At 66.5% G+C, this 26,020-nt stretch carries 21 protein-coding genes and 1 pseudogene; 11 read left to right on the forward strand and 11 right to left on the reverse strand.

What is annotated here, in order from left to right; all coding sequences use genetic code 11:
- The first annotated feature begins 73 nt into the window (after positions 1 to 73).
- Entirely contained in the window at positions 74 to 2,755 is a 2,682-nt protein-coding gene (clpB, locus tag CSQ85_RS05855) for an ATP-dependent chaperone ClpB (protein ID WP_150383280.1), read from the forward strand.
- Positions 2,756 to 2,995: 240 nt separating this feature from the next.
- Here the strand turns inward: clpB and CSQ85_RS05860 are convergent, their stop codons facing one another.
- The gene (locus CSQ85_RS05860) at positions 2,996 to 4,141 is read right to left on the reverse strand and encodes a glutamyl-Q tRNA(Asp) synthetase (RefSeq protein ID WP_150383281.1); all 1,146 of its coding nucleotides are present in this window, start codon (positions 4,139 to 4,141) and stop codon (positions 2,996 to 2,998) included.
- Positions 4,142 to 4,337: 196 nt separating this feature from the next.
- On the opposite strand from CSQ85_RS05860, the gene CSQ85_RS05865 reads away from it, so the two are divergent.
- Entirely contained in the window at positions 4,338 to 5,456 is a 1,119-nt protein-coding gene (locus tag CSQ85_RS05865) for a glycerophosphodiester phosphodiesterase family protein (protein ID WP_150383282.1), read from the forward strand.
- Positions 5,457 to 5,575: 119 nt separating this feature from the next.
- On the opposite strand, the gene rlmH is transcribed toward CSQ85_RS05865, so the two are convergent.
- The 8 genes and pseudogenes from rlmH to CSQ85_RS05905 all read right to left on the reverse strand — a co-directional run bounded on the left by rlmH (position 5,576) and on the right by CSQ85_RS05905 (position 14,878).
- Positions 5,576 to 6,055, reverse strand: coding sequence for a 23S rRNA (pseudouridine(1915)-N(3))-methyltransferase RlmH (gene rlmH, locus CSQ85_RS05870; RefSeq protein WP_150383283.1), 480 nt, complete (start codon positions 6,053 to 6,055; stop codon positions 5,576 to 5,578).
- Positions 6,056 to 6,059: 4 nt separating this feature from the next.
- Positions 6,060 to 6,701 (reverse strand): uracil phosphoribosyltransferase, encoded by a 642-nt coding sequence (gene upp, locus CSQ85_RS05875; RefSeq protein ID WP_107042212.1) that lies wholly within the window; start codon positions 6,699 to 6,701, stop codon positions 6,060 to 6,062.
- A gap of 243 nt (positions 6,702 to 6,944) precedes the next feature.
- Complete coding sequence (locus CSQ85_RS05880) at positions 6,945 to 7,586, reverse strand: hypothetical protein (RefSeq protein ID WP_150383384.1); 642 nt, start codon at positions 7,584 to 7,586, stop codon at positions 6,945 to 6,947.
- Between the two features lie 136 nt (positions 7,587 to 7,722).
- Entirely contained in the window at positions 7,723 to 8,895 is a 1,173-nt protein-coding gene (locus CSQ85_RS05885) for an NUDIX hydrolase (RefSeq protein WP_150383284.1), read from the reverse strand.
- A 231-nt stretch (positions 8,896 to 9,126) separates the two neighbouring features.
- The gene (locus CSQ85_RS05890) at positions 9,127 to 11,364 is read right to left on the reverse strand and encodes an RNA degradosome polyphosphate kinase (protein WP_107041891.1); all 2,238 of its coding nucleotides are present in this window, start codon (positions 11,362 to 11,364) and stop codon (positions 9,127 to 9,129) included.
- A gap of 85 nt (positions 11,365 to 11,449) precedes the next feature.
- Positions 11,450 to 12,730, reverse strand: a complete 1,281-nt coding sequence (locus CSQ85_RS05895) for a hypothetical protein (RefSeq protein ID WP_150383285.1) — start codon at positions 12,728 to 12,730, stop codon at positions 11,450 to 11,452.
- 260 nt (positions 12,731 to 12,990) lie between these two features.
- A pseudogene (locus CSQ85_RS05900) lies at positions 12,991 to 13,983 on the reverse strand (CpaF family protein); the annotation flags it as partial.
- A gap of 64 nt (positions 13,984 to 14,047) precedes the next feature.
- Positions 14,048 to 14,878 carry a hypothetical protein gene (locus CSQ85_RS05905; RefSeq protein ID WP_190972917.1) on the reverse strand — a complete coding sequence of 277 codons (831 nt, stop codon included), beginning with the start codon at positions 14,876 to 14,878 and terminating at the stop codon, positions 14,048 to 14,050.
- Positions 14,879 to 15,812: 934 nt separating this feature from the next.
- Here CSQ85_RS05905 and CSQ85_RS05915 point away from each other — a divergent pair.
- The 4 genes from CSQ85_RS05915 to CSQ85_RS05930 all read left to right on the forward strand — a co-directional run bounded on the left by CSQ85_RS05915 (position 15,813) and on the right by CSQ85_RS05930 (position 18,193).
- Complete coding sequence (locus CSQ85_RS05915; protein WP_150383288.1) at positions 15,813 to 16,076, forward strand: DUF4244 domain-containing protein; 264 nt, start codon at positions 15,813 to 15,815, stop codon at positions 16,074 to 16,076.
- A 41-nt stretch (positions 16,077 to 16,117) separates the two neighbouring features.
- Entirely contained in the window at positions 16,118 to 16,654 is a 537-nt protein-coding gene (locus CSQ85_RS05920) for a TadE family type IV pilus minor pilin (protein WP_150383289.1), read from the forward strand.
- Complete coding sequence (locus CSQ85_RS05925; RefSeq protein ID WP_150383290.1) at positions 16,651 to 17,013, forward strand: Rv3654c family TadE-like protein; 363 nt, start codon at positions 16,651 to 16,653, stop codon at positions 17,011 to 17,013. Before CSQ85_RS05920 ends, CSQ85_RS05925 begins: the two co-directional genes overlap by 4 nt.
- Positions 17,014 to 17,083: 70 nt before the next feature.
- Positions 17,084 to 18,193 carry a diacylglycerol/lipid kinase family protein gene (locus tag CSQ85_RS05930; protein WP_150383291.1) on the forward strand — a complete coding sequence of 370 codons (1,110 nt, stop codon included), beginning with the start codon at positions 17,084 to 17,086 and terminating at the stop codon, positions 18,191 to 18,193.
- A gap of 43 nt (positions 18,194 to 18,236) precedes the next feature.
- On the opposite strand, the gene CSQ85_RS05935 is transcribed toward CSQ85_RS05930, so the two are convergent.
- On the reverse strand, positions 18,237 to 18,854 hold the full coding sequence (locus CSQ85_RS05935; protein ID WP_223846871.1) for a TetR/AcrR family transcriptional regulator: 618 nt from the start codon (positions 18,852 to 18,854) through the stop codon (positions 18,237 to 18,239).
- A 147-nt stretch (positions 18,855 to 19,001) separates the two neighbouring features.
- On the opposite strand from CSQ85_RS05935, the gene dnaX reads away from it, so the two are divergent.
- The 4 genes from dnaX to CSQ85_RS05955 all read left to right on the forward strand — a co-directional run bounded on the left by dnaX (position 19,002) and on the right by CSQ85_RS05955 (position 24,007).
- Positions 19,002 to 21,836 (forward strand): DNA polymerase III subunit gamma/tau, encoded by a 2,835-nt coding sequence (gene dnaX, locus CSQ85_RS05940; protein ID WP_150383292.1) that lies wholly within the window; start codon positions 19,002 to 19,004, stop codon positions 21,834 to 21,836.
- A gap of 23 nt (positions 21,837 to 21,859) precedes the next feature.
- Positions 21,860 to 22,462: a recombination mediator RecR gene (gene recR / locus CSQ85_RS05945; protein WP_107041901.1), complete on the forward strand. Its 603-nt coding sequence runs from the start codon at positions 21,860 to 21,862 to the stop codon at positions 22,460 to 22,462.
- Positions 22,463 to 22,636: 174 nt separating this feature from the next.
- Positions 22,637 to 23,401 carry an aspartate kinase gene (locus tag CSQ85_RS05950; protein ID WP_107041902.1) on the forward strand — a complete coding sequence of 255 codons (765 nt, stop codon included), beginning with the start codon at positions 22,637 to 22,639 and terminating at the stop codon, positions 23,399 to 23,401.
- 36 nt (positions 23,402 to 23,437) lie between these two features.
- Positions 23,438 to 24,007, forward strand: coding sequence for an ACT domain-containing protein (locus CSQ85_RS05955; RefSeq protein ID WP_043165622.1), 570 nt, complete (start codon positions 23,438 to 23,440; stop codon positions 24,005 to 24,007).
- 162 nt (positions 24,008 to 24,169) lie between these two features.
- Here the strand turns inward: CSQ85_RS05955 and asd are convergent, their stop codons facing one another.
- Complete coding sequence (gene asd / locus CSQ85_RS05960) at positions 24,170 to 25,264, reverse strand: aspartate-semialdehyde dehydrogenase (protein WP_150383293.1); 1,095 nt, start codon at positions 25,262 to 25,264, stop codon at positions 24,170 to 24,172.
- A 135-nt stretch (positions 25,265 to 25,399) separates the two neighbouring features.
- Here asd and CSQ85_RS05965 point away from each other — a divergent pair, with 135 nt between their 5' ends.
- Entirely contained in the window at positions 25,400 to 26,020 is a 621-nt protein-coding gene (locus tag CSQ85_RS05965; protein WP_107041905.1) for a DUF5701 family protein, read from the forward strand.

The raw sequence follows: 26,020 nt of genomic DNA on the forward strand, positions 1-26,020 counted from the left end.
GGTCTGTTGAGCTTGTCAGAACATGACAGAAACGCCCGCCGCATAGCGGGCGACAGAAGACTTGGAGGACAGTATGGAACAGAAGTTCACCACCATGGCTCAGGAGGCCATCGGGGACGCCATCCAGAGTGCGTCTGCCGCGGGCAACGCGCAGGTCGAGACCCTGCACGTCGTCGATGCGCTGCTGCGTCAGGAGCAGGGCGTCGTGCGTGGTCTCATTCAGGCGGCGGGCGGCGACCCGCAGACCATCGGCGCGGCCGTGCGCAACGCGCTGGTCGCCCTGCCGAGCGCGTCCGGCTCGACCACCTCGCAGCCGCAGGCCAGCCGTCAGCTGACCGCCGCGCTCGCGCAGGCCGAGAAGGAGATGCAGCAGATGGGGGACGAATACGTCTCCACCGAGCATCTGCTCATCGGCATCGCCGCAAGCGCGCCGAACCAGTCGGCCGACATCCTCAAGAAGTACGGCGTCACCCCGGAGGCGCTGCGCAAGGCCGTGCCGCAGGTGCGCGGCGGCGCCAAGGTCACCAGCCCTGACGCGGAGGGCAGCTACAAGGCTCTGGAGAAGTATTCCACCGACCTGACCGCCGCCGCGAAGGAGGGCAAGCTCGACCCGGTGATCGGCCGTGATCAGGAGATCCGCCGCGTCATCCAGATACTGAGCCGTCGTACGAAGAACAACCCGGTGCTGATCGGCGAGCCCGGCGTCGGCAAGACCGCCGTCGTCGAGGGCCTCGCCCAGCGCATCGTCGCCGGCGACGTGCCGACCACGCTGCAGGGCAAGAAGCTCATCAGCCTCGATCTGGGTTCGATGGTGGCCGGTTCGAAGTACCGTGGCGAGTTCGAGGAACGCTTGAAGAGCGTCCTCAACGAGATCAAGGGCGCGAACGGCCAGATCATCACGTTCATCGACGAGATCCACACGATCGTCGGTGCCGGCGCGGCCGAAGGCTCGATGGACGCCGGCAACATGCTCAAGCCGATGCTCGCCCGCGGCGAACTGCGTCTGATCGGCGCGACCACGCTGGACGAGTACCGTGAGAACATCGAGAAGGACCCGGCGCTGGAGCGTCGTTTCCAGCAGGTGTTCGTCGGCGAGCCGAGCGTGGAGGACACGATCGCGATCCTGCGTGGCCTGAAGCAGCGCTACGAGGCTCACCACAAGGTCACGATCGGCGATGACGCGCTCGTCGCCGCCGCGACGCTGTCCAACCGGTACATCTCCGGCCGTCAGCTGCCGGACAAGGCCATCGATCTGGTCGACGAGGCCGCCGCGCACCTGCGTATGGAGCTCGATTCCTCCCCGGAGGAGATCGATGAGCTGCAGCGCAAGGTCACGCGCTACGAGATGGAGGAGATGCAGCTCAAGAAGGCCGAGGACCCGGCCTCCAAGGAGCGCTTGGAGAAGCTGCAGGCCGAAATGGCCGACGCCCGCGAGAAGCTCTCGGGGTTGAAGGCCCGCTGGGACGCAGAGAAGGCCGGCCACAACAAGGTCGGCGATCTGCGCGCCAAGCTCGACGCCCTGCGCGTGCAGGCCGACAAGTTCACCCGCGAGGGCAACCTCGCCGAGGCCAGCCGCATCCTGTACGGTGAGATGCCGGCCATCCAGAAGCAGCTCGCCGCCGCCGAGAAGGCCGACGCCGAGTCCACCGAGGACGGCCAGAACAAGCCCGAGCCGATGGTCCCTGACCACGTCGACGCCGATTCCGTCGCTGAGATTGTCTCCGACTGGACCGGCATCCCCGTCGGCCGCCTGATGCAGGGCGAGAACGAGAAGCTCCTGCACATGGAGGACTACCTCGGCAAGCGCGTGATCGGCCAGAAGGAGGCCATCACCGCCGTGTCCGACGCCGTGCGTCGTTCGCGTGCCGGCATCTCCGACCCGAACCGCCCGACCGGCTCGTTCCTGTTCCTGGGACCCACCGGCGTGGGCAAGACCGAACTCGCGAAGGCGCTCGCCGACTTCCTGTTCGACGACGAGAAGGCGATGGTGCGCATCGACATGTCCGAGTACATGGAGAAGGCGTCCGTGTCCCGTCTGATCGGCGCGGCCCCCGGCTATGTCGGCTACGAGCAGGGCGGCCAGCTCACCGAGGCCGTGCGTCGTCGCCCGTACTCCGTCGTGCTGTTCGACGAGGTCGAGAAGGCGAATCCGGAGATCTTCGACGTGCTGCTGCAGGTGCTCGACGACGGCCGTCTGACCGACGGCCAAGGCAGGACCGTGGACTTCAAGAACACGATCCTCATCATGACATCGAACCTCGGCTCCCAGTTCCTCGTCAACGAGGATATGGACGCCGACCAGAAGAAGAACGCCGTGATGAACGCCGTGCACATGAACTTCAAGCCGGAGTTCCTGAACCGTCTCGACGACATCGTGATGTTCCACCCGCTCACCCGCGAGGAGCTTGGCGGCATCGTCGACATTCAGGTGCACTCGGTCGCCCAGCGCCTCACCGATCGCCGCATTACGCTCGACGTGACTAGCGCCGCACGCGAATGGCTCGCCAATATGGGCTACGATCCGGCCTACGGTGCGCGTCCGCTGCGTCGTCTGGTCCAGACCGAGGTCGGCGATCAGCTGGCCCGCATGCTGCTGGCCGGCAAGGTCCACGACGGCGACACCGTGCTCGTCGACCAGACCGGCGGCGAGCACCTTGAGCTCACCGCGATGCCGGAGGACCCGCTCTCCGGCGGCCACGGCACCCCGTCCGACGACCCCGACGTCTCCGTCGACAGCGTCAAGACCGACGACTGAGATAGTCCATCTCAGGCGATATCACGATTCGTGACGACCGCGAGTCAGTGCGCAGCAACCGCGCTGCCCTGAACCTAACCCGCGGCCGTCACTCGCAAGGCCCGATGCGCAATCCCGCGCACCGGGCCTTTTGCTGTTCGTTGGAAGATCTGTTTTTGGCACCCTCTGACGAGGGGGCTGTCAGCGAAGCTGACTGGGGGAGAGAAAACCATCAGGCGATTGGCGAGGTCAACTTCCCTCCTATTCACCCAACGCTTCAACCAGCCACCTCGGCATCGCCGGATCGTCCGGCTTGAGCGCCCGATCGGAGTGGTCCTTACGCAGCCGGTCCCACCCATGCTCGGCGAACATCGGCAGCAGATCGGCCGGTGCACACGGCTCCGGCCGGTCGATGAGCCGCAGCAGCCACGCACAGCAGCCGATGACCTCCTCAGCGGTGACCCCGCGCGAGCGCAGCGCCCCCATATCGAGCGACCGCTCGCGTTTGGCGAGGCGACGCCCGGCCGCGTTGTCGATCAGCGGGATGTGCGTGTAGCGCATATGCGTCGGTGCCTCGGCCAGACACTCGCGGATGTAGATCTGCAACGCGGTGGACCGCAGCAGGTCGCGCCCGCGCACGATGGAGTCGACGCCCATCAGCAGATCATCCACGGTGACGACGAACTGGTACGCGAACAGCCCATCGGACCGGCGAATCACCGAGTCGCCGATCTCTCGCGCGAGATCATAGGTCTGCGGCCCGAAGATCTCATCCACAAAGCTGACGGTGCTGCCGACAGTGCTGCTGACAGTGGTGCCGCCAGCAGTGGTACCGCCGACAACACCACGATCCGCCTCTGGCATCGCAATGCGCAGGGAATGCCGATCGCCATGCGCGAGCCTCGCCGCAACGGTCTCGGGGTGATCGCGCATCAGCCGCCGGCAGGTGCCCGGATAGATCTGAAACCCATCGCCTTCCTGCGGCGCGGAAGCGGCGCGGATGTCCGCACGCGAGCAGAAGCACGGGTAGACCAGAGGACGGGGGAGACGCTTTTCGCGGTCGTCACTGCCGCGGTCGTCATTGCCATTACCGAAACCGGATACGGCCGACGACGAAACCTCCATACCCCGTAACGCCGCAAGCGCCTCCTCATACACATCGAGCCGCCGCGACTGGTACACGGGTTCGCCGTCCCAATCAAGCCCGAGCCAGGCCAGATCATCCATGATCCAGCGGTCCGCGTCCGGCAGCACGCGAGGGGTGTCGATATCCTCGATGCGCAGCAGCATCCGGCCGCGCATCCCCGCAGCGCACCCCGCGCGGCCATCCAACCACGCCGCGAGCATCGCGGTGATGTTCCCGATGTGCATGCGCCCGGAAGGGGTCGGCGCGAATCGTCCTGTCATGCCCTCTAGGGTATACCCGCGTCATCCGCGGTCCGTCTCCGCCTCAGTCCACCTCCGCCTCAATCCGGCGAAATTCACCCAATGTTCGTAAGACTCCGTTACCTTCGCGCGGCCCCGCGGCGGTAATCTGTTAACCAACATTGCGGGGCGTCGCGCCCGACCGCCACCCCGCGCTACGGAAGGATCAAAGAACGTCATGTCGAAATTCCTCAGGAACGCGCTGATCGGCGGCGTCGCGCTCGCCGGCGCGGCCGCGTGGGCAGTCGCCCCTCGTTCGTTCAACGACAAGCGCCGCAACTTCGTGCCCGTCATCCCCGACGTCTGGTATGCGCACCGCGGCCTGCACGACGCCGGTTCCGGTCTGGTCGGCGTCACCGACATCCCCGATTACGGTGGCGACAACCCGGTCAGCGCCCAGGCGGACACCGCCGACGCGTCGATCGCCGAGAACGCCGACTATGTGGCGCTCGCCCGCCGCATGGCGATGAAGGCCGGCTACGGCACGCCGGAGACGAACGGCCCGATCGCCCCCGAGAACTCGCTCGCCGCGTTCGCCGCCGCCTGCGAGGCCGGCTACGGCATCGAGCTCGACCTCCAGTTGACGCTCGACGGCCAGGTCGTGGTCGTCCACGACGCCGATCTGCTCCGTGTGGCCGGCGATCCCCGCCGCATCGAGGACCTCACCTATGACGAGCTCACGCGCATCCCGCTGTTCCCCGCATCCCGCGGCTCCAAGCCGGGCGACCTCAAGGCCGTCCCGCTGCCGGGCGCCGAGGAGTCGGTGCCGCTGGTCGTCACGCCGCCTGCCGCGCCCGCCGGCTACTACCAGCATGTGCCGCTGTTCTCCGACGTGCTCAAGGTCGTCGCCGGCCGCGCGCCGCTCATCGTCGAATACAAGTTCTCCGACAATCGCGCGTGGGGCGAGCGCGAGGAGGAGCTGATGGAGAAGGGCCACGCCCTGCTCGAGGCGTATGACGGCCCGTACGTGATCGAATCCTTCCACCCCGGCGCCGTCAACTGGTACAAGGAGCATCACCCGGACGTCTGCCGCGGTCAGCTGAGCTGGCCCGCATCGCTCGGCAAGAACGGCCCGGCCGAGTGGGCCGCCGGCCTGCTCGCCTTCGACTGGCTGTCCCGCCCCGATTTCATCGCCTACGACTGGACGGGCGGTTCCTCGCCGCAGGTCCGCATCGCGCGCGCGATGGGCGCGATCACCGTCTCGTGGACGGTGCGTTCCAGCGCCGAGCTCGCCGACTGCGACCAGTTCTTCGACCACCACATCTTCGAGGCGTTCGTCCCCGACGACATCCGCTGATTACGGCCGGCCCGGTGACGTGACATCGGGCCGGTGACGTGACATCGGGCCGGCGATGTGACTGACGTGACACCGGGCCGGCGATCGCCGGGGAGCCCTATTCATGCCCTATTCGCGGCCTACTTGTGATACGGCTCCCCGGCGTTGATCTTGTACGCGCGGTAGATCTGCTCGAGCAGGATCACGCGCATGAGCTGGTGCGGGAACGTCATCTTCGAGAAACTCAGGCGGAAGTCGGCCCGACGCAGGATCATGTCATCCAGTCCGATCGACCCTCCGATGACGAGCTGGATGTGGCTCACGCCGTGCAATCCCCAGTCTGCCATCTTCGCCGCCAGCTCCTCGCTGGACAGCTGTTTGCCATCGATCGCCAGGGCGATGACGAACGCACCGTCGCGCAGATGCTTCGCGATGCGTTCGCCCTCCTTCGCCTTGATCTGCCGGTCCACGCCTTCCGAGGCGTGTTCCGGCGTCTTCTCGTCGGCGACCTCGATGATGTTCAACCGGCAGTAGCGCGACAGTCGTTTCGAGTACTCGTCGATCGCGTCGCGCAGGTACCGCTCCTTCACGCGCCCCGGCGCGATAATGTCGATCTGCATCCGGTCAGTCGATCACGCCGTACAGGCGGTCGCCGGCATCGCCGAGTCCCGGCACGATGTAGCACTTCTCGTTGAGCTTCTCGTCGACCGCGCACACCACGACCTTGAAGTCGATGGACGGGTCGATGTGCTCCTCGACGTACTTGATGCCCTCCGGCGCGGCGATGATGTTGATCGCCGTGACGTCCTTCGCGCCGCGCTCGGCCAGATAGTGCGTGGCGGCGACCAGCGTGCCGCCGGTGGCGAGCATCGGGTCGATGAGGAAGCACTGGCGGCCGGACAGGTCGTCGGGCAGTCGGTTCGCGTATGTGATCTGCTGGGTGGGGTGGTCCTCGTCGCGCTTCATGCCGAGGAATCCGACTTCGGCGGTCGGCAGCAGGCGGGTCATGCCGTCGAGCATGCCGAGTCCGGCGCGCAGCACCGGCACGATGATCGGACGAGGCTCGGCCAGCTTCTTGCCGGTCATCGGTGCGACCGGCGTTTCGATCGGCACGGACACGACGGACAGGTCGCGGGTGGCCTCGTACGCCTCGAGCATGACCAGTTCGGAGACGAGCTCACGGAAGGTGGAGGACGGGGTGTTCTTGTCGCGGAGCACGGTCAGTTTGTGCTCGACGAGCGGGTGATTCAAAACATGCAGTTCCATGCTTCCCAGACTACCGCGCCGCCGCCGTGCCGTCACATCGTCCGGCCGGCGTGGCACGGCCACGTACTTGGGTATACTGTTACCCGCGTCGGGCCGTGCTTAAGCCCCGGGCTCCATTTTTTGCCGCTGCGAGCGGCCTTCGCGCCGACAGGCGCTTTCACGGTTCGACGCTTATTCTTTTCCTTCTTTTCCCGCCTCGGCTATTTTCGGGCTATTTTCGGGCGATTTCGGGCTATTTCGCCCCTACTCCAGCTTCCCGCGCCGCCACAGGTTCGCCGCGTGGTGGAAGTCCTTCGCCGTCGCCATGAGATTCGCCCCGGTGTGCAGCATGTTCGCCGCCTTGGTGCGCATCGCCTTCGCGTCGGCAAGCGACACGGAAGACCCGGCAACCCCGGCAGCCCCATCCTCCCGCTCCTCTGCGGCCGCGGTCAGCCTGCGCGCCTCGACGCGCAGGCCCAGCGCCACCACGTCGGTGAACGCCGCCGCGCGTTCCATCGCCACCGCGAAATCGCCGGTGAACGCGCCGGACAGGATCGAATCGGCCAGTCGTGCGATGTCGTCCTCGGTCGGCGCCTGATCGACGCCCGCGATGGCCGACGCGCTCGTCGCGACCGGCTCGCCGACGCGCCACAGCCGCGCGATCGCGTCGCGTCGCGACCGCATCCACGTACGCAGCATGTACAGCCGCCACAGCACGCCCGGCAGCGAGTCGGACGGCGACGAGCTCCACAGTTCCGCGATCTCGTCCACGCCGTTGCGCTCGACGACGGTCAGCACGCGCGCGACGACCTCAGGGTCCTCGCTGTGCCGTACGCGGTCGAGCAGCGACGCGGCGGACGAGTGCGCGATCTCGTTGACCATGCCGGGATCGGAGCCGCCCGACATCTGGTCGAGCAGCGCGGGGGCGAGCTGTCCGGGGCGTGAGGGGCGGGTGCCGTGTCCCGGCGTCGGGATGAATCCCGAGCGTGAGGCGCGGACCGAGCCGGAGCCGGAGTTGGTGAAGCCGTCGGTGGGGGAGTAGCTAGTAGACAAGCGGTGCGACCTTCTGGATGTCGATGATGCGGGGGCCGTCGGGCGTGGGCGTGACGAACAACGCCATCGCGTTGCCCGTGGGCATGTAGGGGGACTTGGCGATCAGCCGTTTCGCAAGCAGCGGCGAGACGCACAAGTCACGCAGATGCTCGAATATACCACCGATGACCGGCCGATGCATGCACACCGCCGTGGGCAGCCGATGGTCGAGCGCGTATTCGATTTCGCTCAACATGCACTCCCACGCCCCGTCGGGGTCGCGGGCGAACGCATCCTCGGTGAGCGCCGGCAGATTGATCATGTCGCGTCCGGTCTGCCATGCGAACATCTCGATCGTCTCCTGGCACCGTATCCACGGCGAGGTGGACAGGCGGATCGGGTTGAAGCAGGCGAGCTCATAGCTCAGCGCGAACGCCGCGGCCGCCCCGAGCGGGGTGATCGGCCGGTTCGCGTCGGTGCCGCGCCACGCCTTGCGCGCCTCGGCCTTGCCGTGCCGCACGATCAGGAACGGCACCGCGTCCGCCGCCCCCTCCTCGAGCCGGTCGATGAACAGGGCGAGGATCTCCCTGTCCGTGGAATGGCTGAGTTTCTTGCGCGCCTTGTCCGGGGTGAGCCAGACGATCTCGTCGATCTCGTCCTTGTCGGCGCGATGCACCGGTCCGAACGCCCCGGTGCGCTTCAGATTTTCCACCGGGCTGATCGCCGTGGCCATCCAGAACAGGATGTGCTTCGTGTCGACGGTCCGGTCCTTCGTGTGGCGGAGTTTGCTACCCTCCTCCGACTGCGGGTATTCGATTTCTCCCAGATACGGCCCCAACGCCACCGACATGCCCGTCTCCTCGCCGATCTCGCGCACGGCGGCGTGGCGATGCGATTCGTTCGGGTCGAGCTTGCCCTTCGGCCAGCTCCAGTCGTCGTATTTCGGTCGATGCACGAGACACAGTTCGATGTCGTCGAACAGCGGAACGCCGCGTTGCGCCCCGTTCCGTGCCGCATCCACGTCGATGCCGGCCCCGTTTGCTCCGATATTTCCGGTCTCTTCGGCCGTTCCGTTCGTCCCGTCGGGCGGGTCGACGCCGACTTCGGCAACGTCGGCGTCGTCGACCGTCCGCTGGCGTCGTCGATACAGGATTCCGCCTGCTGCTTCGATGATTTTCCTCACTCTACCCACCCTTCGATTGTACGCGTCCGCTGTGCGTTCACACGTTGCGTACGTAGTTTTTTGCCTGACACGACGAAGGCCGGCCCATTGCTGGACCGGCCTTCGAACCGCGTTCGGTTATCATGCACTGCTGCAGATAAGTATACGCCCCGATCGTCTTGCCGTGTGATTCGGGAACGATCGGGGCGTAGCCTGCTGATCCTACGAGCGACGGATCAGCGGATTAGTGAATCAGCTGTGCGCGCCGCGGCGACGCATGTGCTTGCGGATCAGGTACTCCTGGCAATCGACCAGCGGGCGACCCTCCTCGTCCTTCGAGTGACGCTCGTAGGAGCCGTCCGGCAGCATGTGCCAGCTGGAGGTGGAGTCGGCCATCTGCAGGTCAATGTAGTCGAGCAGCGACTGGATCTGCTCCGGGGCGGTGATGCGCACCAGAGCCTCGACACGACGGTCGAGGTTGCGGTGCATCAGATCGGCGGAACCGATCCACACCTCCGGGCCGGACATCGGGCCTTCGCCGATCTGCGGGCCGTCCGAGTTGCAGAACGCGTAGATGCGGCTGTGCTCGAGGAAGCGGCCGAGGATCGAACGCACGCGGATGTTCTCGGACAGGCCGGGCACGCCGGGCTTGAGCGAGCAGATGCCGCGCTCGACGATGTCGATCTTCACACCGGCCTGCGAGGCGCGGTACAGCGCGTCGATCGTCTTCTCGTCCACGACGGAGTTGACCTTGATCTTGATCCACGCTTCCTTGCCGGCGCGCGCGGCGTCCTCCTCGCGGCGGATGCGCTGGATGAGGCCGGAGCGGATGGTGCGCGGCGCGACGAGCAGGCGGTGGAAGCTCGACTTCGGCGCGTAGCCCGACAGCTGGTTGAACAGGCGGGTGAGGTCCTGTCCGACCACCGGATCGCAGGTCAGCAGACCCAGATCGGTGTAGATGCGGGCGGTCTTCGGGTTGTAGTTACCGGTGCCGACGTGGCAGTAGCGACGCAGGCCGTCGGCCTCCTGACGCACCACCTCGATGAGCTTGCAGTGGGTCTTGAGGCCAACGATGCCGTACACGACGTGCACGCCGGCGCGTTCGAGCTTGCGGGCCCACGCGATGTTGGCGTCCTCGTCGAAGCGAGCCTTGATCTCGACCAGGGCCAGCACCTGCTTGCCGGCGTGCGCCGCATCGATCAGCGCGTCGATGATCGGCGAGTTGGAGCTGGTTCGGTAGAGCGTCTGCTTGATAGCCAAGACCTTAGGATCCGCAGCAGCCTGCGCCAGAAAGGCCTGGACGGAGGTGGAGAAGGAGTCGTAGGGGTGGTGCAGCAGGATGTCGCGCTCGCGGATCGCGGCGAAGATGTCCTGTGCGCGGCTCGACTCGACCTCGGCGATCTGACGGTTCGTCGTCGGGATGAACGGGCGGTTCTTCAGGTCCGGACGGTCGATGCCGCCGAGCTCGAAGAGCACGGTCATGTCCAGCGGGGCCGGCAGACGGTAGACCTCGTCCGGGCTGACGCCGAGCTGGTCGGCGAGCAGCTGGGAGAGGAACGGGCTGGTCTGGTCGGAGATCTCGAGGCGGATCGGCGGCCCGAAGCGACGACGGAGCAGTTCCTTCTCCATCGCGTTGAGCAGGTTCTCGGCGTCATCCTCTTCGACGTCGATGTCCTCGTTGCGGGTGACGCGGAAGGAACGCGCCTCCTTGATGATCATGCCCGGGAACAGGGATTCCAGATGGGCGATGATGAGGTTCTCCATCGTGATGAAGCCGTAGCGCTCCTCCTTGGACTCCTCATCGGTCATGTCGTCGACCGGCACGAGGCGGTTGAGGTTGCCGGGGATCTTCACGCGGGCGAAGTGCGACTTGCCGGAGGCCGGGTTCTCGACGATCACGGCGAGGTTGATGGAGCCGCCGGAGATGTACGGGAACGGGTGGGCCGGGTCCACGGCGAGCGGGGTCAGCACGGGGAAGACCTGCTGGCGGTAGTAGCGCGACAGGCGCTCCTGCTCGGCGGTGGTGAGCTTGTCCCAGCTCAGCAGCACGATGCGCTGCTCGGCCAAGGCCGGGAAGATGTGGTCGATCACGTAGTGGGCGTGCTCGTTCTGCAGCGCGTGCGCCTGCTCGCCGATCGCGCGCAGCAGCTGGCGCGGGCTCAGGCCGGCGGCGGACGGCACGGCGATGCCGGTGTCGATGCGGCGCTTCAGGCCGGCGACGCGGACCATGAAGAACTCGTCGAGGTTGTTGGCGAAGATGGCCGCGAAGCTCGCGCGCTCCAGCAGCGGGATGTCCTCGTCCTCGGCCAGTTCGAGGACGCGCTTGTTGAACTTGAGCCAGCTCAGCTCGCGGTCGAAGAAGCGGTCGGTGGGCAGCGGCGCTTCGCCTTCCATGGTTTCGCGCCGGTCGTTCTTGTCGGTTTCGGCGATGTGCTCGGCTATCTGGCTTCGCAGAATCGCTTTCGAGGGTGCGTCAAATATCTGTGCCATACTCCACATCCTAGGCGTTGGAACGGGTCTCATACGATGGGACTCGCCAAAGTTCAACGCGAGTTCACATTCTTCATCCCCTTCTTCAGCCCCACAGCGTCGAGGCGATCGCCGGTACGATGCCGATCGATATGAACGCGGGCAGGAAGCACAGCGCCGTCGGCACCAGCAGCTTCACCGACAGCTTCGCAGCCTCCTGTTCGATCATCGACAGCTGTTCGCGGTCGTATTCGCGGGCCGCGAGCGTCAGCCGGTCGGTGGGTGACGCGCCGTGACTCCACGCCTCCCCGAGGCAGTCGCAGATCACCAGCATCGACGGATGCAGCGCGGCCAACCCCATACGACGCTCCTGTTCGGCGTCGTCGCCGATCCTGCCGTCGCCTCCGCTCCGCCTTCCCCGCCTTCGGCCTTTGCGCCCGTCCTCCGCGTCCCGTTCGTCGCGAATGCGCAGGGTGACCGCGTTGGCGCCGAGCCACGCCTCCTTCCAACTCGCGCCGCGCGTGAGCGCGAGACCCGATTCGCGCATGCCGCGGGCCAGCGGCCGATAGCCGCCATCGTCCTGTTCGCCGCATTCCTCGTCGTTCGCCTCCTCGAGCACTGTACCCACCGCGACCAGCGCGCTCGGGATCGATGATCCCTGGGAGAGCGCGGCCCGCAGCATCTCCAGTGCGATCGGCAGGTTCTCGTCCGTGTCATCGTTCCTTCCGAACGCGCCGAGCATCCGGTGCGTCCACAGCATGCCCGCCCCGTACCATGCAAGGCCGATGACGAGGCATCCCCAACCGATCGGGTTCGTGAGCAGGAACCGTGCCGAATGTGAGCCCATCAGTTCGCTCGCGATGATCGTGATCAGCGGCAGCGCCGACAGCAGTTTGATGGACGCCTTCGGGCCGGCGAACGCCTGCTGCTTGAGGTCGTACGCCTTGCTTTCCCGCCGGTGGTTGGCCGCCACGGCCTCCAGACAGTGCGATACCGCGCATCCCAGCCGCTCGCTCAGCCTGCATGCGGCGGCCAGATGCTTCGCCGTGCGTTCGATGTCCTCGTCGGTGTCGTTGCGCCCGGCCCTGGCGCGCAGCACCGCGGCGGCTCGCGCGGGACTGACCTGCGGGGTCGCGAATCGTATGCCGCCCTGGTCTTGGAACGCGTCGACCGCGCTGCCGCCGCCCTTCGTACGTGCCACGACGGCTGCGATCGCCGCGTCCACGCCGGTCTTCGCCGGGCCGTCCGCGGCGGAATCGGTCGGGTCGGCAGCGATGCCGTTGACGCCCCATCCGTATGGTGCGGCGGTCGGTTCGCGCCACAGGAACAGCGCGCCGACGCCGATGGCCGTCGTAAGCGTGGCGATCAGTATCGCTGAGGCGTACATGGCGCCGTCCTTTCGCCGTGCGGGTCTGCGTGCGGTCCTGTGTACGGGACTGTGCGTGGGGTGATGCGCGAGTCTGTGATGCGCGGATCTATGTGTGGGGTGATGCGCGGGGTTGTGGATGGGGTGGCGGTTGCTGCGGATGGGCGCGCGGCATGCCGCGGCGCCGCGGATTGCGCGGGCCTTACGGGGAGCGGCACCACGAGACGCTTGGCGCTCCTCTTCTCAGCGCCCTGCTTTTCGGCATTCCTCTTCTCCTCGCTCCACTGCTCGACGAACCGCGGCCAATCGTCGGCGAGCGCCGGCTCCGATCGCCCGTCCCACACGCACAGCGGTTCGCCGGCCAGATCGCCCCGTCGGTCGACGAGTCGGCCTATCTGCGCGATGTGTCGTCCGTGCGCGGCGCGTTCCACATGGATCACCACGTCGAATGCGTCGTGCGACAGCATCGTCATGGCCTGCGGTGCGAGCCCCGCCAGCAGTCCCAGCGAGATCAGTCGTGAGGGGACGCGCGCGACGCTGTCCGCGTGCAGCGTGGTCATGCCGCCGTGGTGGCCGGAGTTGTATGCGCGCAGCAGGTCGGCGATCTCCTCGCCTCGGCATTCGCCCAACACCACCCGGTCGGGGCGCATGCGCAGCGTGGCTTTGACGAGTTCCGGCAGCCCGATCGCGCCCGTCCCCTCCACGTTCGCCTCCCTCGTGGCGAGTGACACCCGGTTGGTCAATGGCAGTGCGCCCAGCTCTCGCACCTCCTCCACTGTGATGACGCGTTCGGTCGGGCCGCATTCGCCGAGCAGCGCCTTGAGCAGTGTGGTCTTGCCGGCGCCGGTGCCTCCGGTGATGAGCACGGTGGCGTGGTGCGAGACTAGTCCGCGCATCAGCGGCAGCCATGCGGCCGGGAACAGTCCTTTGCCGCATAGCGTCGACAGCGAGGAGAACATGCGGTCCGGCAATCGGATGGATACGGATGCGCCCTGCGGCACCAGTGGCGCGATCGCCGCGTGGATGCGCACGCCGTCCTCGCTGGACGCGTCGGCGATCGGCTGCGCGTCGTCCAGTCTCCTGCCGAGCTGCGCGCACAGCTGCACCGCGTATTCCCGTACGACCTGCGGCGATCGGAACGGGATGCTCGCATGGCATTCGCACATGCCGGAGCCGCGGTCCGCCCATACCTTGCCGTCGCAGGTGACCGCGACGTCGGTGACCTGCGGGTCCCGTACCAGGTCCTCGAGCGGTCCGAACATCAGGTCGGTCATGTCGTCTCTCCTTTCGTGGCGTTCGTGCCGGGGGTTGCGTCGATCGTGCGGTTGGCGGTCGGCGTCATCGTCTCGATCGCCGGGCGCCTCGTCTGCGGTGTCTCGCCGCGCGTGGTTGGGGCGCCGGTTCGACGATCAGATCGGCCAGTGATTCGATCGTCCGTTTGTCGACTTTCGGCACCGTTCTGACGCCGAGCCCGTTCATGATGTCGGCGCATGTCGCGGGATCGCCGTGCAACGGCCCCAGCGCCTCGTCCCCGAACCGCGCGATCGCCTCCTGCAGAGCGACGGAGGAGGTCATCGCCCGTTTCGACGCGCCGCGGGGTTCCACGCCGATGATGATCGGCGGCTCCTTCTCATCCGGATCGCCAGCTGACTGGGCGTCGTCGTCCGCGTCGTCGCGCGACGACAGTCTGTCGAGCATGGCGAGATGCGATCTCGCGCGCGCCAATCCCAGCGCCGACAGTTCGACGGCGACGATGTGACGCGCCTCCGCCAGTTCCGGAACGTGCTCCAGCACCATGCCCCGTCCCGCGTCCGCCAGTACGATCTCGTTCGCCTCGCACAGGGCGCGTACGGCGGCCTGCATCTCCCACCAGTCCGGGTTCTCGCCGGACCAGGGCGCGTTGGCGAGCACGGGCATGCCTTCCCACTGCGGCAGTTCGTGATTGAGCGCATCGCCCTCGATGTGTCCCAGCGGCGCGTTGAGATCCTGCAGTGACAGACCCTGTTCATGTTCGATGCCGAGCAGGACGCCAAGCCCGCCGCCGCCCAGATCGGCGTCCATCAACGCGCAGCCGACACCCCGCTTGCCGAGCGTCAGCCCGCACATCGCCATCAGCGTGGTCAATCCCACGCCTCCGCCGGGGGAGGTGAATGTGACGAGGTTGCCCAATCGCCCCGTCGTGGTTCCGATAGTGACGGTCCGCGTCTTCTGTCCGCGCGATCGGGCGTCCGGTTGCCGTTCCGGCGCCGCGGTTGCGGGAACCGGAGGCGATGGCACGGAAACGGGCGATGGCACGGAAACGGACGATGGCATGGGAACGGGCGCCGGTACGGGAACCGGTGCCGGAGGCGGTACGTTCGGTGTGTATCGCGGTGTTTCGTCGGCACGGTGGATGACTGGGATACGAAGAGGCATGTTCATGCGCCCGATTGAACCGAGCATCGCCCCGCCCGCGCAAACCGTTCCGACCCCTGTGGACGAAGGCCCCTCTGACGAAGGGGATGCCAATGGGGCTGGCCAGGAAGAGATTAGGGGGACGTACCTTACGAAAAAGGAAAGGGCCCGCAACGGCGGGCCCTTTCGTACAAGTCCAACTGCGAGCAGAATCTCAACACAACATCATCGTTGCAACGGTAAGTCTTTCCAATGCCCGTCCAACGTATTAGCCTTTTGACCATTACTCTTTGTGGGCTCTGCTCTGTTCAGTTGTTCTTGTAGTTCATAATCTAGGCGGGCGCTCGCCGGCTCGCAACCCGGAACGGCGGCTTGTTCGCTTCTTTGCGCAAATGGTTCCATGTGCGTCGAAATTCTGACGGATTGGCCGGGCGTGTGCGACTCAAAACGTTTGACTGTGCGATTGTGTGCGTTTTGGGCAGGCTGTCGGCGTGTCGTCCACATCGCCGGAAGCATGCGTGCGGCCTGTGGATAACACGCCGAGGTGTGGATAACTCCGGGGGCTTCGTCCACATGGGCCGTATTCCATTCGGGCGCCGGGCGACCCGTCGCACAGTGGTCCTACCCGATCCGCGGACGTGGCCAACGACGGCTCCGGACATGGAACGGGTGACCCAAGGAAATCAACAACGAACATGATGAAGGAGTCATGATGAACACCAAGATCAAGAACATGCTGACCAGCGCGAAGGCTCGTCTCTACATGCTCGACGCCAGGATGCGCACCCTGACCGCCGAGCCCGAGGAGGGCGCCGCCACCGTCGAGTACGCCGCGGTGACCATCGCCGCGGTGGGCCTTGGCGGCATCCTGCTGGCGATTCTGAAGTCCGAGGAATTCAAGGATTTGGTCAAGAAGATCTTCATGACCATCTTCGAATCGATCATCACGGGGAAGCTCACCCTCAAGGCATGATTCCGGGATCGCCGTGAATCGCGCCTGATTCGAGCCTCGCGATGAAGCCTCACACGAAACGTCGCGCACGCCGTCCGCCGGCAACGGTTCCCGCCGTTGTCGGCGGACGACGCCGATCGACGAGTCATTCCTCCACTCGTACGTGTTCCCCGTCGGCCCTCTTCGGGCCGACGCCCCTATTGCATATTCCGTATATACCCAGTCATCGCAACCGGCGCTGGCGCCAATTGCAGGATTGGCTCTCCCGATCCGATCCTGGCGCGGTCACCGCGGAATTCGCCAGCGTCCTTCCCGCGGTACTGATAATGGCCGTCCTACTCGCCGCCCTCGGACGAGGGGTGATGGTGTCGGTGAACTGTCAGGACGCCGCGTCCGCGGCGGCCCGGACGGCGATCTCCACCGGCGACGACGACGCGGTCAAGGCCGCGGCCCAATCGGTCGCCGGTCAGGACGCCGAAGTGGACATCGACGTCGATGGTGGCACCGTCACCGTCGTCACGCGTTGTCCGGTGATCCCCGATCCGATGGGCATCCTGCCGTCATTGGTGAAGGGCGAAGCGGTAGGAGTGCTGACATGAACGGCCGCGACCATGCCGACGAGGGCGCCGGCACCATGCTCGGCGTCATGCTGATCACGGTCGTCGCCGTGATGATCGTCATCGTGACGGGCGCCGGCCGGATATCGGTGGCCCGATCCCGCGCGGCGACGGCCGCCGACCTGTCGGCCCTGTCGGCGGCCAACGCGCTGTGGGAAGGCGGCGATCCGTGCGCTGTCGCGGCCGAAGTCGCCGAAGGTCACGGCGCCACCCTGCGATCCTGTGAAACCGGCGGTGACACCGGCGAGGACGTGACGGTCCAGGTCGGCTTGGACGTCGGGATGCCCTTCCTGCCGGAGATGGTCCAATCCGCACGCGCGGGGCCGACCTCCTGCGAATAGACAACGGTATGAGATTCCGCACTCCGCACCGGCTGGCGCGTTCGCCCGCCTCGTGGTTATCGTGTTCCCTATGACTGAGAGCCAGAAGCGTACGACCGTCGCGATGGTCGGCAACCCCGTTTCCGACAAGGGCAAAGGCGCCAGGATCGGCGCCCGTGTACTCGATCTGCTGGAACAGGCCGGCAGCCGTCACGGATTCGACGTACTGGACCTCACCGGCGACAGTTTCGAGGATTCCTTGATGCGGACGCGCGACCGGATGGACGAGTACGACCATCTGGTCGTGGTCGGCGGCGACGGCATGATCGCCCTCGGCGCGAACGCGGTGGGCTCCAGCGGCAAACCGCTGGGCGTCGTCGCGACAGGTTCCGGCAACGATTTCGCCCGAGGCCTCTCCCTGCCCGTGAACAGGATCACCACCGCGGTCGAAGGCATCGTCGGTGCCATCGTGCGCGGCTCGTATGTGGATGTCGATCTGGGGCGCGTCACCGGACTGCCGGGGTCCATCGCGACGGATCCCACCAGCGGTGAGGAGCTGGACGATGCGCCGACGTTCGACAGACGCTATGCCGGGATGCTGTCGTGCGGGTTGGACGCGAGCATCAACGATCGCGCGAACCACTCGCATCTGCCGGGCGGATCGCTGCGGTACTTCGTCGCGGTGCTCGTCGAGGTCGCGCATCTGAAGCGGTATGGATACCACGTCAAGGCCACGCTGGCGGACTGTACGGTCGAGGAGCGTGACCTCATCACACCGATGGTGACCGTCGCCAATTCGCGGCACATCGGAGGCGGACTCGAGGTCTCTCCGTATTCGCGTCTCGACGACGGGCTACTCGACCTGATCTGGATCGATCACATGCCGAGTCCCGCGGAGATCGCCGACGCGATCTCCAAGGCGTACAACGGCCGGCTGCTCGCCTCGCGCGTATTCGGGTGGAAACGGGTGCGCGACGTCGAGATCACGCGGTCCGCCGGAGGAGCCGAACCTCCGGTGCTGATGGCCGACGGCGAATACATCGGCCGGTTGCCGGTCCGCGTGCATGCGTGCGACCGGGCGTTGCGGGTGCTCGTACCGCCCGCGGTGGCTCGTTGGCAGGAACGCGAGCGCAGCGAACGGGCCGTGCTGGAGGCGATCCGGCGTGACGGGCGGGACCCGGTCACGGGCGAGTTCCTGTGAACCGTGGCGGTGGGGGCGGGCAGGCCGGGTCGAGCTGGTTCGGTCAGTCTATGTAGTCGGTCAGATGCAGCGTCTGGGCGATGAGCGCCTTCAACGTCGCGTCGGTGACGTTCGGGTGCGAGCGGATCAGCGAGATCAGGCCGACGATGAGCGTGAAGAACGTCTCGTGCACGTTGTCGATCGGCAGGCCGTGCAGTTCGCGGAACTCGCGGACGACGGTGCGTTCCAGCAGATCGGCGATGCGGTCGGCCGTCCGGTCGATGAACCGGATGTACAGTTCGGCGTTGCCCTCGTGGATCATGCGGGCGGAGAACGGTCCCTCGTCCGCGATGAGCGCGCGCGTCAGACTGACCATGTCGTCGAGGGCCTTGCCGATGTTGCCGACCTGGCGCGCCTTGTTCCACGCCTCGAGCTTGGAGAGTATCTCGCCCACCACGTCGTCGAGCACCGCATCGGCGACGGCGTCCTTGTCCGGGAAATAGTGGTAGAAGAGCGAGCGCGTCATGCGTGCGCGGGAGGCGATGTCGCTTACGGTGATCTTGGAGAACCCCTTCTCCAGGCAGATCTCCCGCGCCGCGCGCACGATCGCCGTGCGCCGTGCGTCTCCCTTGTCCGTTATCGCCGTCATCGTCGCTGTTGACGTCGTGTCAAAACTGCTCATGGGAACAGTGTATGCGATCGCGGCGGCGCGTACGACAGTCGCGCGCGTTTCGTCAATATTCCGTCGTCTGTGGGCGGTGGCCGGCACGGAGACGACGGATCCGCGCCGGGCTGCGGCGCGTAGCCGGTTTAAGGTAGGTTGGAACATATGGCACTTGCACTGTATCGACGTTATCGTCCGGACACGTTCGAGGGCGTGATCGGCCAGGATCAGGTCACCGTCCCGCTGATGAGGGCGCTGGACGAAGGCAAACTCACCCATGCGTACCTGTTCTCCGGTCCGCGCGGGTGCGGCAAGACCAGTTCCGCGCGCATCCTCGCCCGGTGCGTGAACTGCGTGAAGGGTCCGACCTCGCATCCGTGCGGCGAGTGCGAGTCGTGCAAGGACCTCGCCACAGGGGGCCCCGGCTCGATCGATGTGGTCGAGATCGACGCGGCGTCGCACAACGGCGTCGACGACGCCCGCGAGCTGCGTGAGCGCGCGGGGTTCGCCCCGGCGCGCGACCGGTACAAGATCTTCATCCTCGACGAGGCCCACATGGTCACGCCACAGGGATTCAACGCGCTGCTCAAGATCGTCGAGGAACCGCCCGAGCATGTGATGTTCATCTTCGCTACCACCGAGCCCGACAAGGTGATCGGCACCATCCGCTCGCGCACCCACCATTACCCGTTCAGGCTCGTGCCGGCCGAGATCATGGGGCCGTATCTCGAGGAAATCTGCGAGAAGGAGCACATCAAGCCCGAACCGGGCGTGCTCAAGCTCGCCATGCGCGCCGGCGGCGGTTCGGTGCGAGACACGTTGTCCGTGCTGGACCAGCTGATGGTCGGCTCGGTCGACGGGGTGATCACGCACGACGCCTCCGTGGCGCTGCTCGGCTTCACGCCCGAGGCGCTGATCGGCGAGGCCGTCGACGCGGTGATCGACCGCAGCGGGGAGAAGCTGTACGGGGTCATCCAGAAGGTCGTGGTCGGCGGATTCGACCCGCGACGGTTCGTCGAGGATCTGCTCGCGCGCGTGCGCGACCTGCTGGTGCTCACGCTGGCGGGCGACAAGGCGGAGAGCGTGCTGTCCGACACCGCCGAGGCCGAAGAGATGGGCGACCTGCATCGGCAGGCGGCCGCGCTGGGACTCGGGGCGCTCACCGCCATGGCCGACATCATCAACGACACGTTGGGCGCGATGACCGGCGCGATCTCGCCGCGCATGCGTCTGGAGCTTCTGGCGGCGAGGCTGCTGGCCGGGGCGGAGAACGGGTTCGCGGCGCCCGCCGTGGCTGTGACCGGTGCTTCGGGCGTTGGCGCGGCGAGTGCTGCCGGGGCCGCATCGGGTGCCACGCCGGGTGGTGCGGGCGCGGGAGCGGCTTCTGGAGCCGTTTCCGGACATGGAGGATTCGCTGGAGCCGCGCGCAATGCCGGCGTCGCCGGAGGCGCGGCTGCGGGCCATGGTGGGTTCGCCGGTGCCGCCAGGAATACGGGAGCGTCGTCGTCGAACGGTGGTTTTGCCGGGGCGTCCCATAATCAGTCTGGCGTCGGTCAGTCCGGCGGGGATGCCGTCGCGCCGTCGGCGGCGCAATCGCAGCCGGCGCAATCGGGCCAGCCGGCTCAGGCTCCGCAGGAGCCGGACAATCGCACCCCCGACCAGAAGTGGGACGCGCTGGTCGCGGCGCTGCCGGCGGACGTGCGCCGGTACGTCACGCGCGACAAGGTTTTGCGCATCAGCTACCGCCCGTACAAGCAGACCGGGCGGATGCGCCTGTGGCTCAAGTTCGACAAGCCGCTGAGCAAGTACGCCTTCGCACTCGCCGTGGCGGCCGAGGAGGTCGACGGCAGCAACAAGGTCGTGAACATCCTGCGCGCCGAGGTGCGCAAGGTGTTCGGAGAGCAGACCGAGATCGCGCCCACGCCCACCACGGATGACGGTCAGAAGACCCCGGCGTTCAGCAAGCTGCCGGCGGGTGAGCAGCAGCGTATCAAGGCGCAGCTGGTGCAGGAGAACCTGAAGGCCGCGGTGAATCTGGCTCCCACGGCCGAGACGGGCAACGCGGCTGCGGCTCAGGAGGGCGGGCGCGAGCCGCAGGCGCAGGCAGCGCATACGGCCGGCACGGCGTCGGACGACGACGAGGCCCACCGAGGCGGTGCCACTGCCAGTCATGTCTCGTCGTCGGAGACCGCTTCGTCATTGGATGACGATGATCCGTGGGCGCACCCGTTGCCGGCCCGTCGTGCCGCGTCCGGTTCCGGAGCGGCCCGGTCGTCGGTGAGCGGCGATAGCGCTGCGCCGGAGGAACATCATCACAAGCATGTGGCGGTGCCCGATCTGAGCGACGGCATCGACCCGTGGGCCCAGCCTGTACCGGCGAAACGGCCGTCGGCGGCGGGCGTCGACCCGTGGAATCAGAGCGCCAGTGCCGCAGGTGGTATCAGGAGTGGATCCGGTGCCGGCCAGCATGGCCATGCGCCGGGATTCGGCACGGCGCAGCAGGGCGGGGGCCGGCCGGCCAATGGATCGGCCGGCGGATCGACCAATGAGTCGGACGATCCGTGGAAGGACGTGCCGCCGCCCGTGGAGCCGGACGACCCGTGGGGCGCGCCGTCGGAGGCGGCGTCCGGCGGCGGTTTCCCGCAAGGGGGCGCGCACGGCGTTTCACGTGGAACATTCCCGTCGCCGGCCGCTTCCGGCGGTGGCATGGCCGGAGGGTCGAACGTGTCCGGCTTCGGAACGGCATCCGCATCCGCTGCCGCTGATCCATGGAACATGGGTCGGACGGTGCAGCCGTCGGGTCCGGCCGGAGCGCAGCCGCAGGTCGCCGCGGACGAGGACGAGTACTCGATGGACGACCGCTCGCTGGGCGAGGCCACGGCGATGGATCGTGACGAACTGCGCAAGCTCTTCGAGGTCAAGAAGGTCGAGGAGTTCGCGGCGGATGACCCGCGCAACCCGCGCAACATGCATCCGGCGCCCAGACACGACGGCGAGTGAGAGAGTGACAAGGAGAAGTGACGATGGCATTGGCCTATGACGGCGCGATACAGCGGTTGATCGACGCATTCAACAAACTGCCGGGCATCGGACCGAAGGGGGCGCAGCGCATCGCGTTCTACCTGCTCGGGGCCGACGAGCAGGAGGCGTCCGAGCTGGCCGACGCCATCGCCGAGGTCAAGGCGAAGGTCCGGTTCTGCGACATCTGCGGCAACGTGTGCGAGACCAGTCCCTGTCCGGTGTGTGCAGACCCGAGGCGGGATCACACCGTCATCTGCGTGGTCGAGGAACCGAAGGACGTGATGAGCATCGAGCGCACGCGCGAATACCGCGGGCTGTACCACGTACTCGGCGGCGCCATCAACCCGATGGCCAACGTGGGACCGAGCGACCTCAACATCGCGAAACTGCTCGATCGGCTGAAGGACGACACGGTCAAGGAGATCATCCTCGCGCTCGACCCGAACATCGAGGGCGAGGCGACCACAACGTACCTGAGTCGACTGCTGAGCCCACTCGGCGTGAAGGTCACGCGCCTCGCCAGTGGTCTGCCGGTCGGATCGGACCTCGAGTACGCCGACGAGATCACGCTCGGCCGCGCGCTCGCCGGACGACGCGAGGCGTGATCGCGTAGTGCGAGGCTGGCTCGCGGGCGTGTCCGCATGGTGGCGAGGGTTCGTTGGGTGTACCGCGAAATCCTTATAATCGTTGCGTTTACGTAGAATATGCGGCAAACGCCTCCGTCGTCGAACCCCGGTCAATCAGGGGCGGCGGAGCGTGAGAAGAGGATTGGATAGGCAGTGGCTCTCATCGTGCAGAAGTACGGCGGCTCGTCGGTCGCCGATACGGAATCGATTAAGCGTGTGGCCAAACGCGTCGTCGAGACCAAGAAGAAAGGCAACAAGGTCGCGGTGGTCGTCTCCGCAATGGGCGACACCACCGACGATCTCATCGATCAGGCGCTGAGCATCGACTCCAACCCGCCCGAGCGCGAGATGGACATGCTCATGACCGCCGGCGAACGCATCTCGATGAGCCTGCTCGCGATGGCCATCCACGCCGAAGGCAGCCGCGCCCACTCCTTCACCGGCCAGCAGGCCGGCTTCTTCACCGACGCGCGCTACGGAGCGGCCCACATCAAGGCCGTCAAGCCCGATCGCGTGAAGAACGCGCTGTCGCTGGGCGACGTCGCCATCGTCGCGGGCTTCCAGGGCATCAACGCGAAGGGCGACGCCACCACGCTCGGCCGCGGCGGTTCCGACACATCCGCTGTCGCGCTCGCCGTGGCGCTCGGCGCGGACATCTGCGAGATCTACACCGACGTGGACGGCATCTTCACCGCCGACCCGCGCATCGTGCCGACCGCGCGCCGCATTCCGTACGTCGGCTATGACGCGATCCTCGAGATGGCCTCCTGCGGCTCGAAGGTGCTGGCGCTGCGTTGCGTCGAGTACGCGCAGCGGTTCAAGATGCCGCTGCATGTTCGCAGCTCCTTCTCCCACAGGCCCGGCACGCTGGTCGTGCCCGACGGCGTCGACCCGCGTACGCTGCCGAACATCGACTGAACCACCAACGTTTACGAAGCAAGACAAGGCAAGACAATGAGCGACAACAACAACGAAAAATCGATGGGCGACCTGTTCCCGGATCTCGGCCCCGAGGCGCCGGTCATCTCCGGTGTGGCGCATGACCGTTCCGAGGCGCTGGCCACCGTGCGTGGCGTGCCGAACGAGCCGGGCATGGCCGCGAAGGTGTTCACCGAGCTGGCCGCCGCCGGCATCAACGTGGACATGATCGTGCAGGCCGGTTCCTCCGCGGGCCTCGCCGACATCTCCTTCACCGTGCCGGAGTCGTCCGTCAAGGCGGTGGAGAACGCCCTGATCGACAAGCACGAGGAGCTCGGCTACCGTTCCTTCGATGTGGACACCAAGGTCGGCAAGGTCGCCGTCGTCGGCGTGGGCATGAAGACCCACTCCGGCCTCGCCGCCAAGTTCTTCCAGGCGTTGAGCGACCACGGCATCAACGTGCTGATGATCTCCACCTCCGAGATCCGCATCGCCGCGCTCGTGCCGCTCGACCAGCTCAACGACGCCGTGCGCGCCCTGCACACCGCCTACGGCCTCGACGCCACGCAGGTGGAGGCCGTCGTCTACGGCGGCACCGGTCGCTGAGCGGCGCATTCATCGAATGAGGAGGCGGGCATGTCCCGCCTCCTTTGTTTTGCACTGGTTTTTCGTGCTGAACGGTTGAACGGCAGTGCTCCATGAAAAAGCCGGGTATCGCGGAACCGTGGGGGACTGCGATACCCGGCTGGGGTCAGTGCTGCTCAGACCTTACTTCTTGGTGATGTAGCCGAGGGCCTTGAGCATTTCGGCGCATTCGAGGGCGCCGCCGGCGGCGCCGCGCAGGGTGTTGTGGGCGAGGCCGACGAACTTCCAGTCGAAGATCGAATCCTCGCGCAGACGGCCGATCGACACGCCCATGCCGCCCTCGTAGTTGACGTCCAGCTTGACCTGCGGGCGATCGTCCTCGGTCAGGTACTGGATGAAGTGCTTCGGCGCGTGCGGCAGGCCCAGCTCGGCGGCGCGGGAGGTGTAGTTGACCAGTCGGTCGACCAGCTCCTCCTTCGTGGCCTTCTTGCCGAAGTTGATGAACACGGTGGCGGTGTGGCCGTCGAGCACGGGCACGCGGATGCACTGCGAGGTAATGCGCAGCGGGCCGTCGAACGGCACGATCTCGCCCTTCTCGTCGTCCACATGGCCGAAGACCTTGAGCGGCTCCTTCTCGCTCTTGGCCTCCTCGCCGGAGATGAACGGGATGATGTTGCCCACCATCTCCGGCCAGTCCCTGAACGTCTTGCCGGCGCCGGAGATCGCCTGATAGGTGCTCACGACCACCTCGTGCGGCTCGAACTCCTTCCACGCGGCCAGCGCCGGCGTGTACGCCTGGATCGAGCAGTTCGGCTTGACCGCGATGAAGCCGCGCGTGGTGCCGAGGCGCTTGCGCTGGTGCTCGATCACGGCGAAATGCTCCGGGTTGATCTCCGGCACGACCATCGGCACGTCCGGGGTCCAGCGGTGGGCGCTGTTGTTGGAGACGACCGGGGTCTCGGTCTTCGCGTAGCGCTCCTCGATCGCGCGGATCTGGTCCTTCGGCATGTTCACGGCGGAGAACATGAAGTCCACTCCGGCGGCGACCTTCTCGGCGTCGTCGCCGTCGACCACCGTCATGTGCTTGACATACTCGGGCATCGGCGCTTCCATCTTCCAACGGTCGCCGACCGCCTCCTCGTACGTCTTGCCGGCGCTGTGCGCGGACGCGGCGAGCGTGGTCACCTCGAACCACGGGTGGTTCTCAAGCAGCGTGATGAAGCGCTGACCGACCATACCGGTGGCGCCGAGGACGCCGACCTTGAGTTTCTCGGACATAACAACCTCTTGGAATAGATGGGTGGATACAACGTGACGTAACCGTCAAGTCTACGGAACGGCCGGCGCGTCCGCCCCCGTTTGCCCGCATGGTGACTGGTTCGCTGGTTCCCGGCACGGCGGTAGGCTGTAAGCATGTCGATTGCATCGGAAGAAGCGAAGAACCAGCTCGATCGGATCGTGGCGTTGGGATACCCGGATGTGGCGGATATGAGCGCCGCCGCGTTCCGCTCCCTCGCGCGTCCGCTGATCGAGGCGCTCGAACACTCCGATCTCGGCGCGGACATACTGCTGGTGCCGACGCGCGAGCTCGTCTCTCCCGAGTCGCTGATCGCCCGAACCTCCATCAACCGCATGGCCGGATTCACGACGATGCCGCCGCGCGACATCGCCAGCTTCCTGCCGCAGGACGGGTTCGAACCGCCGGAGGGGCCGTTCTACCTCGTCGTCGAACCGCACACCGGCACCTGCTACATCAACCGCGAGCCGGACGTTGCGCGCAAGCTCATCGACTCCGACGAGCGCATGCCGCTCACATTGGAGGAGGGGCTGGCGATCGCCACGCAGCACCCCGAATGGCTGCTGGAGAAGAACGGGTTCAACCTGCTCGGATCGCGTTCGGCGGACGGCCGCGTGCCGAGCATCTGGATGAGTCAGAACGCGCCGCGGCTCGGCGCCGTGTGGCCGAACTCGCGTCACACCTGGCTCGGCAACGCCTACTGCGTGGCCCGTCGCGGGGTGAGCCTGTTCCGGTAG

This window comes from Bifidobacterium rousetti (genome assembly GCF_008698235.1).
Lineage (GTDB): Bacteria > Actinomycetota > Actinomycetes > Actinomycetales > Bifidobacteriaceae > Bifidobacterium > Bifidobacterium rousetti.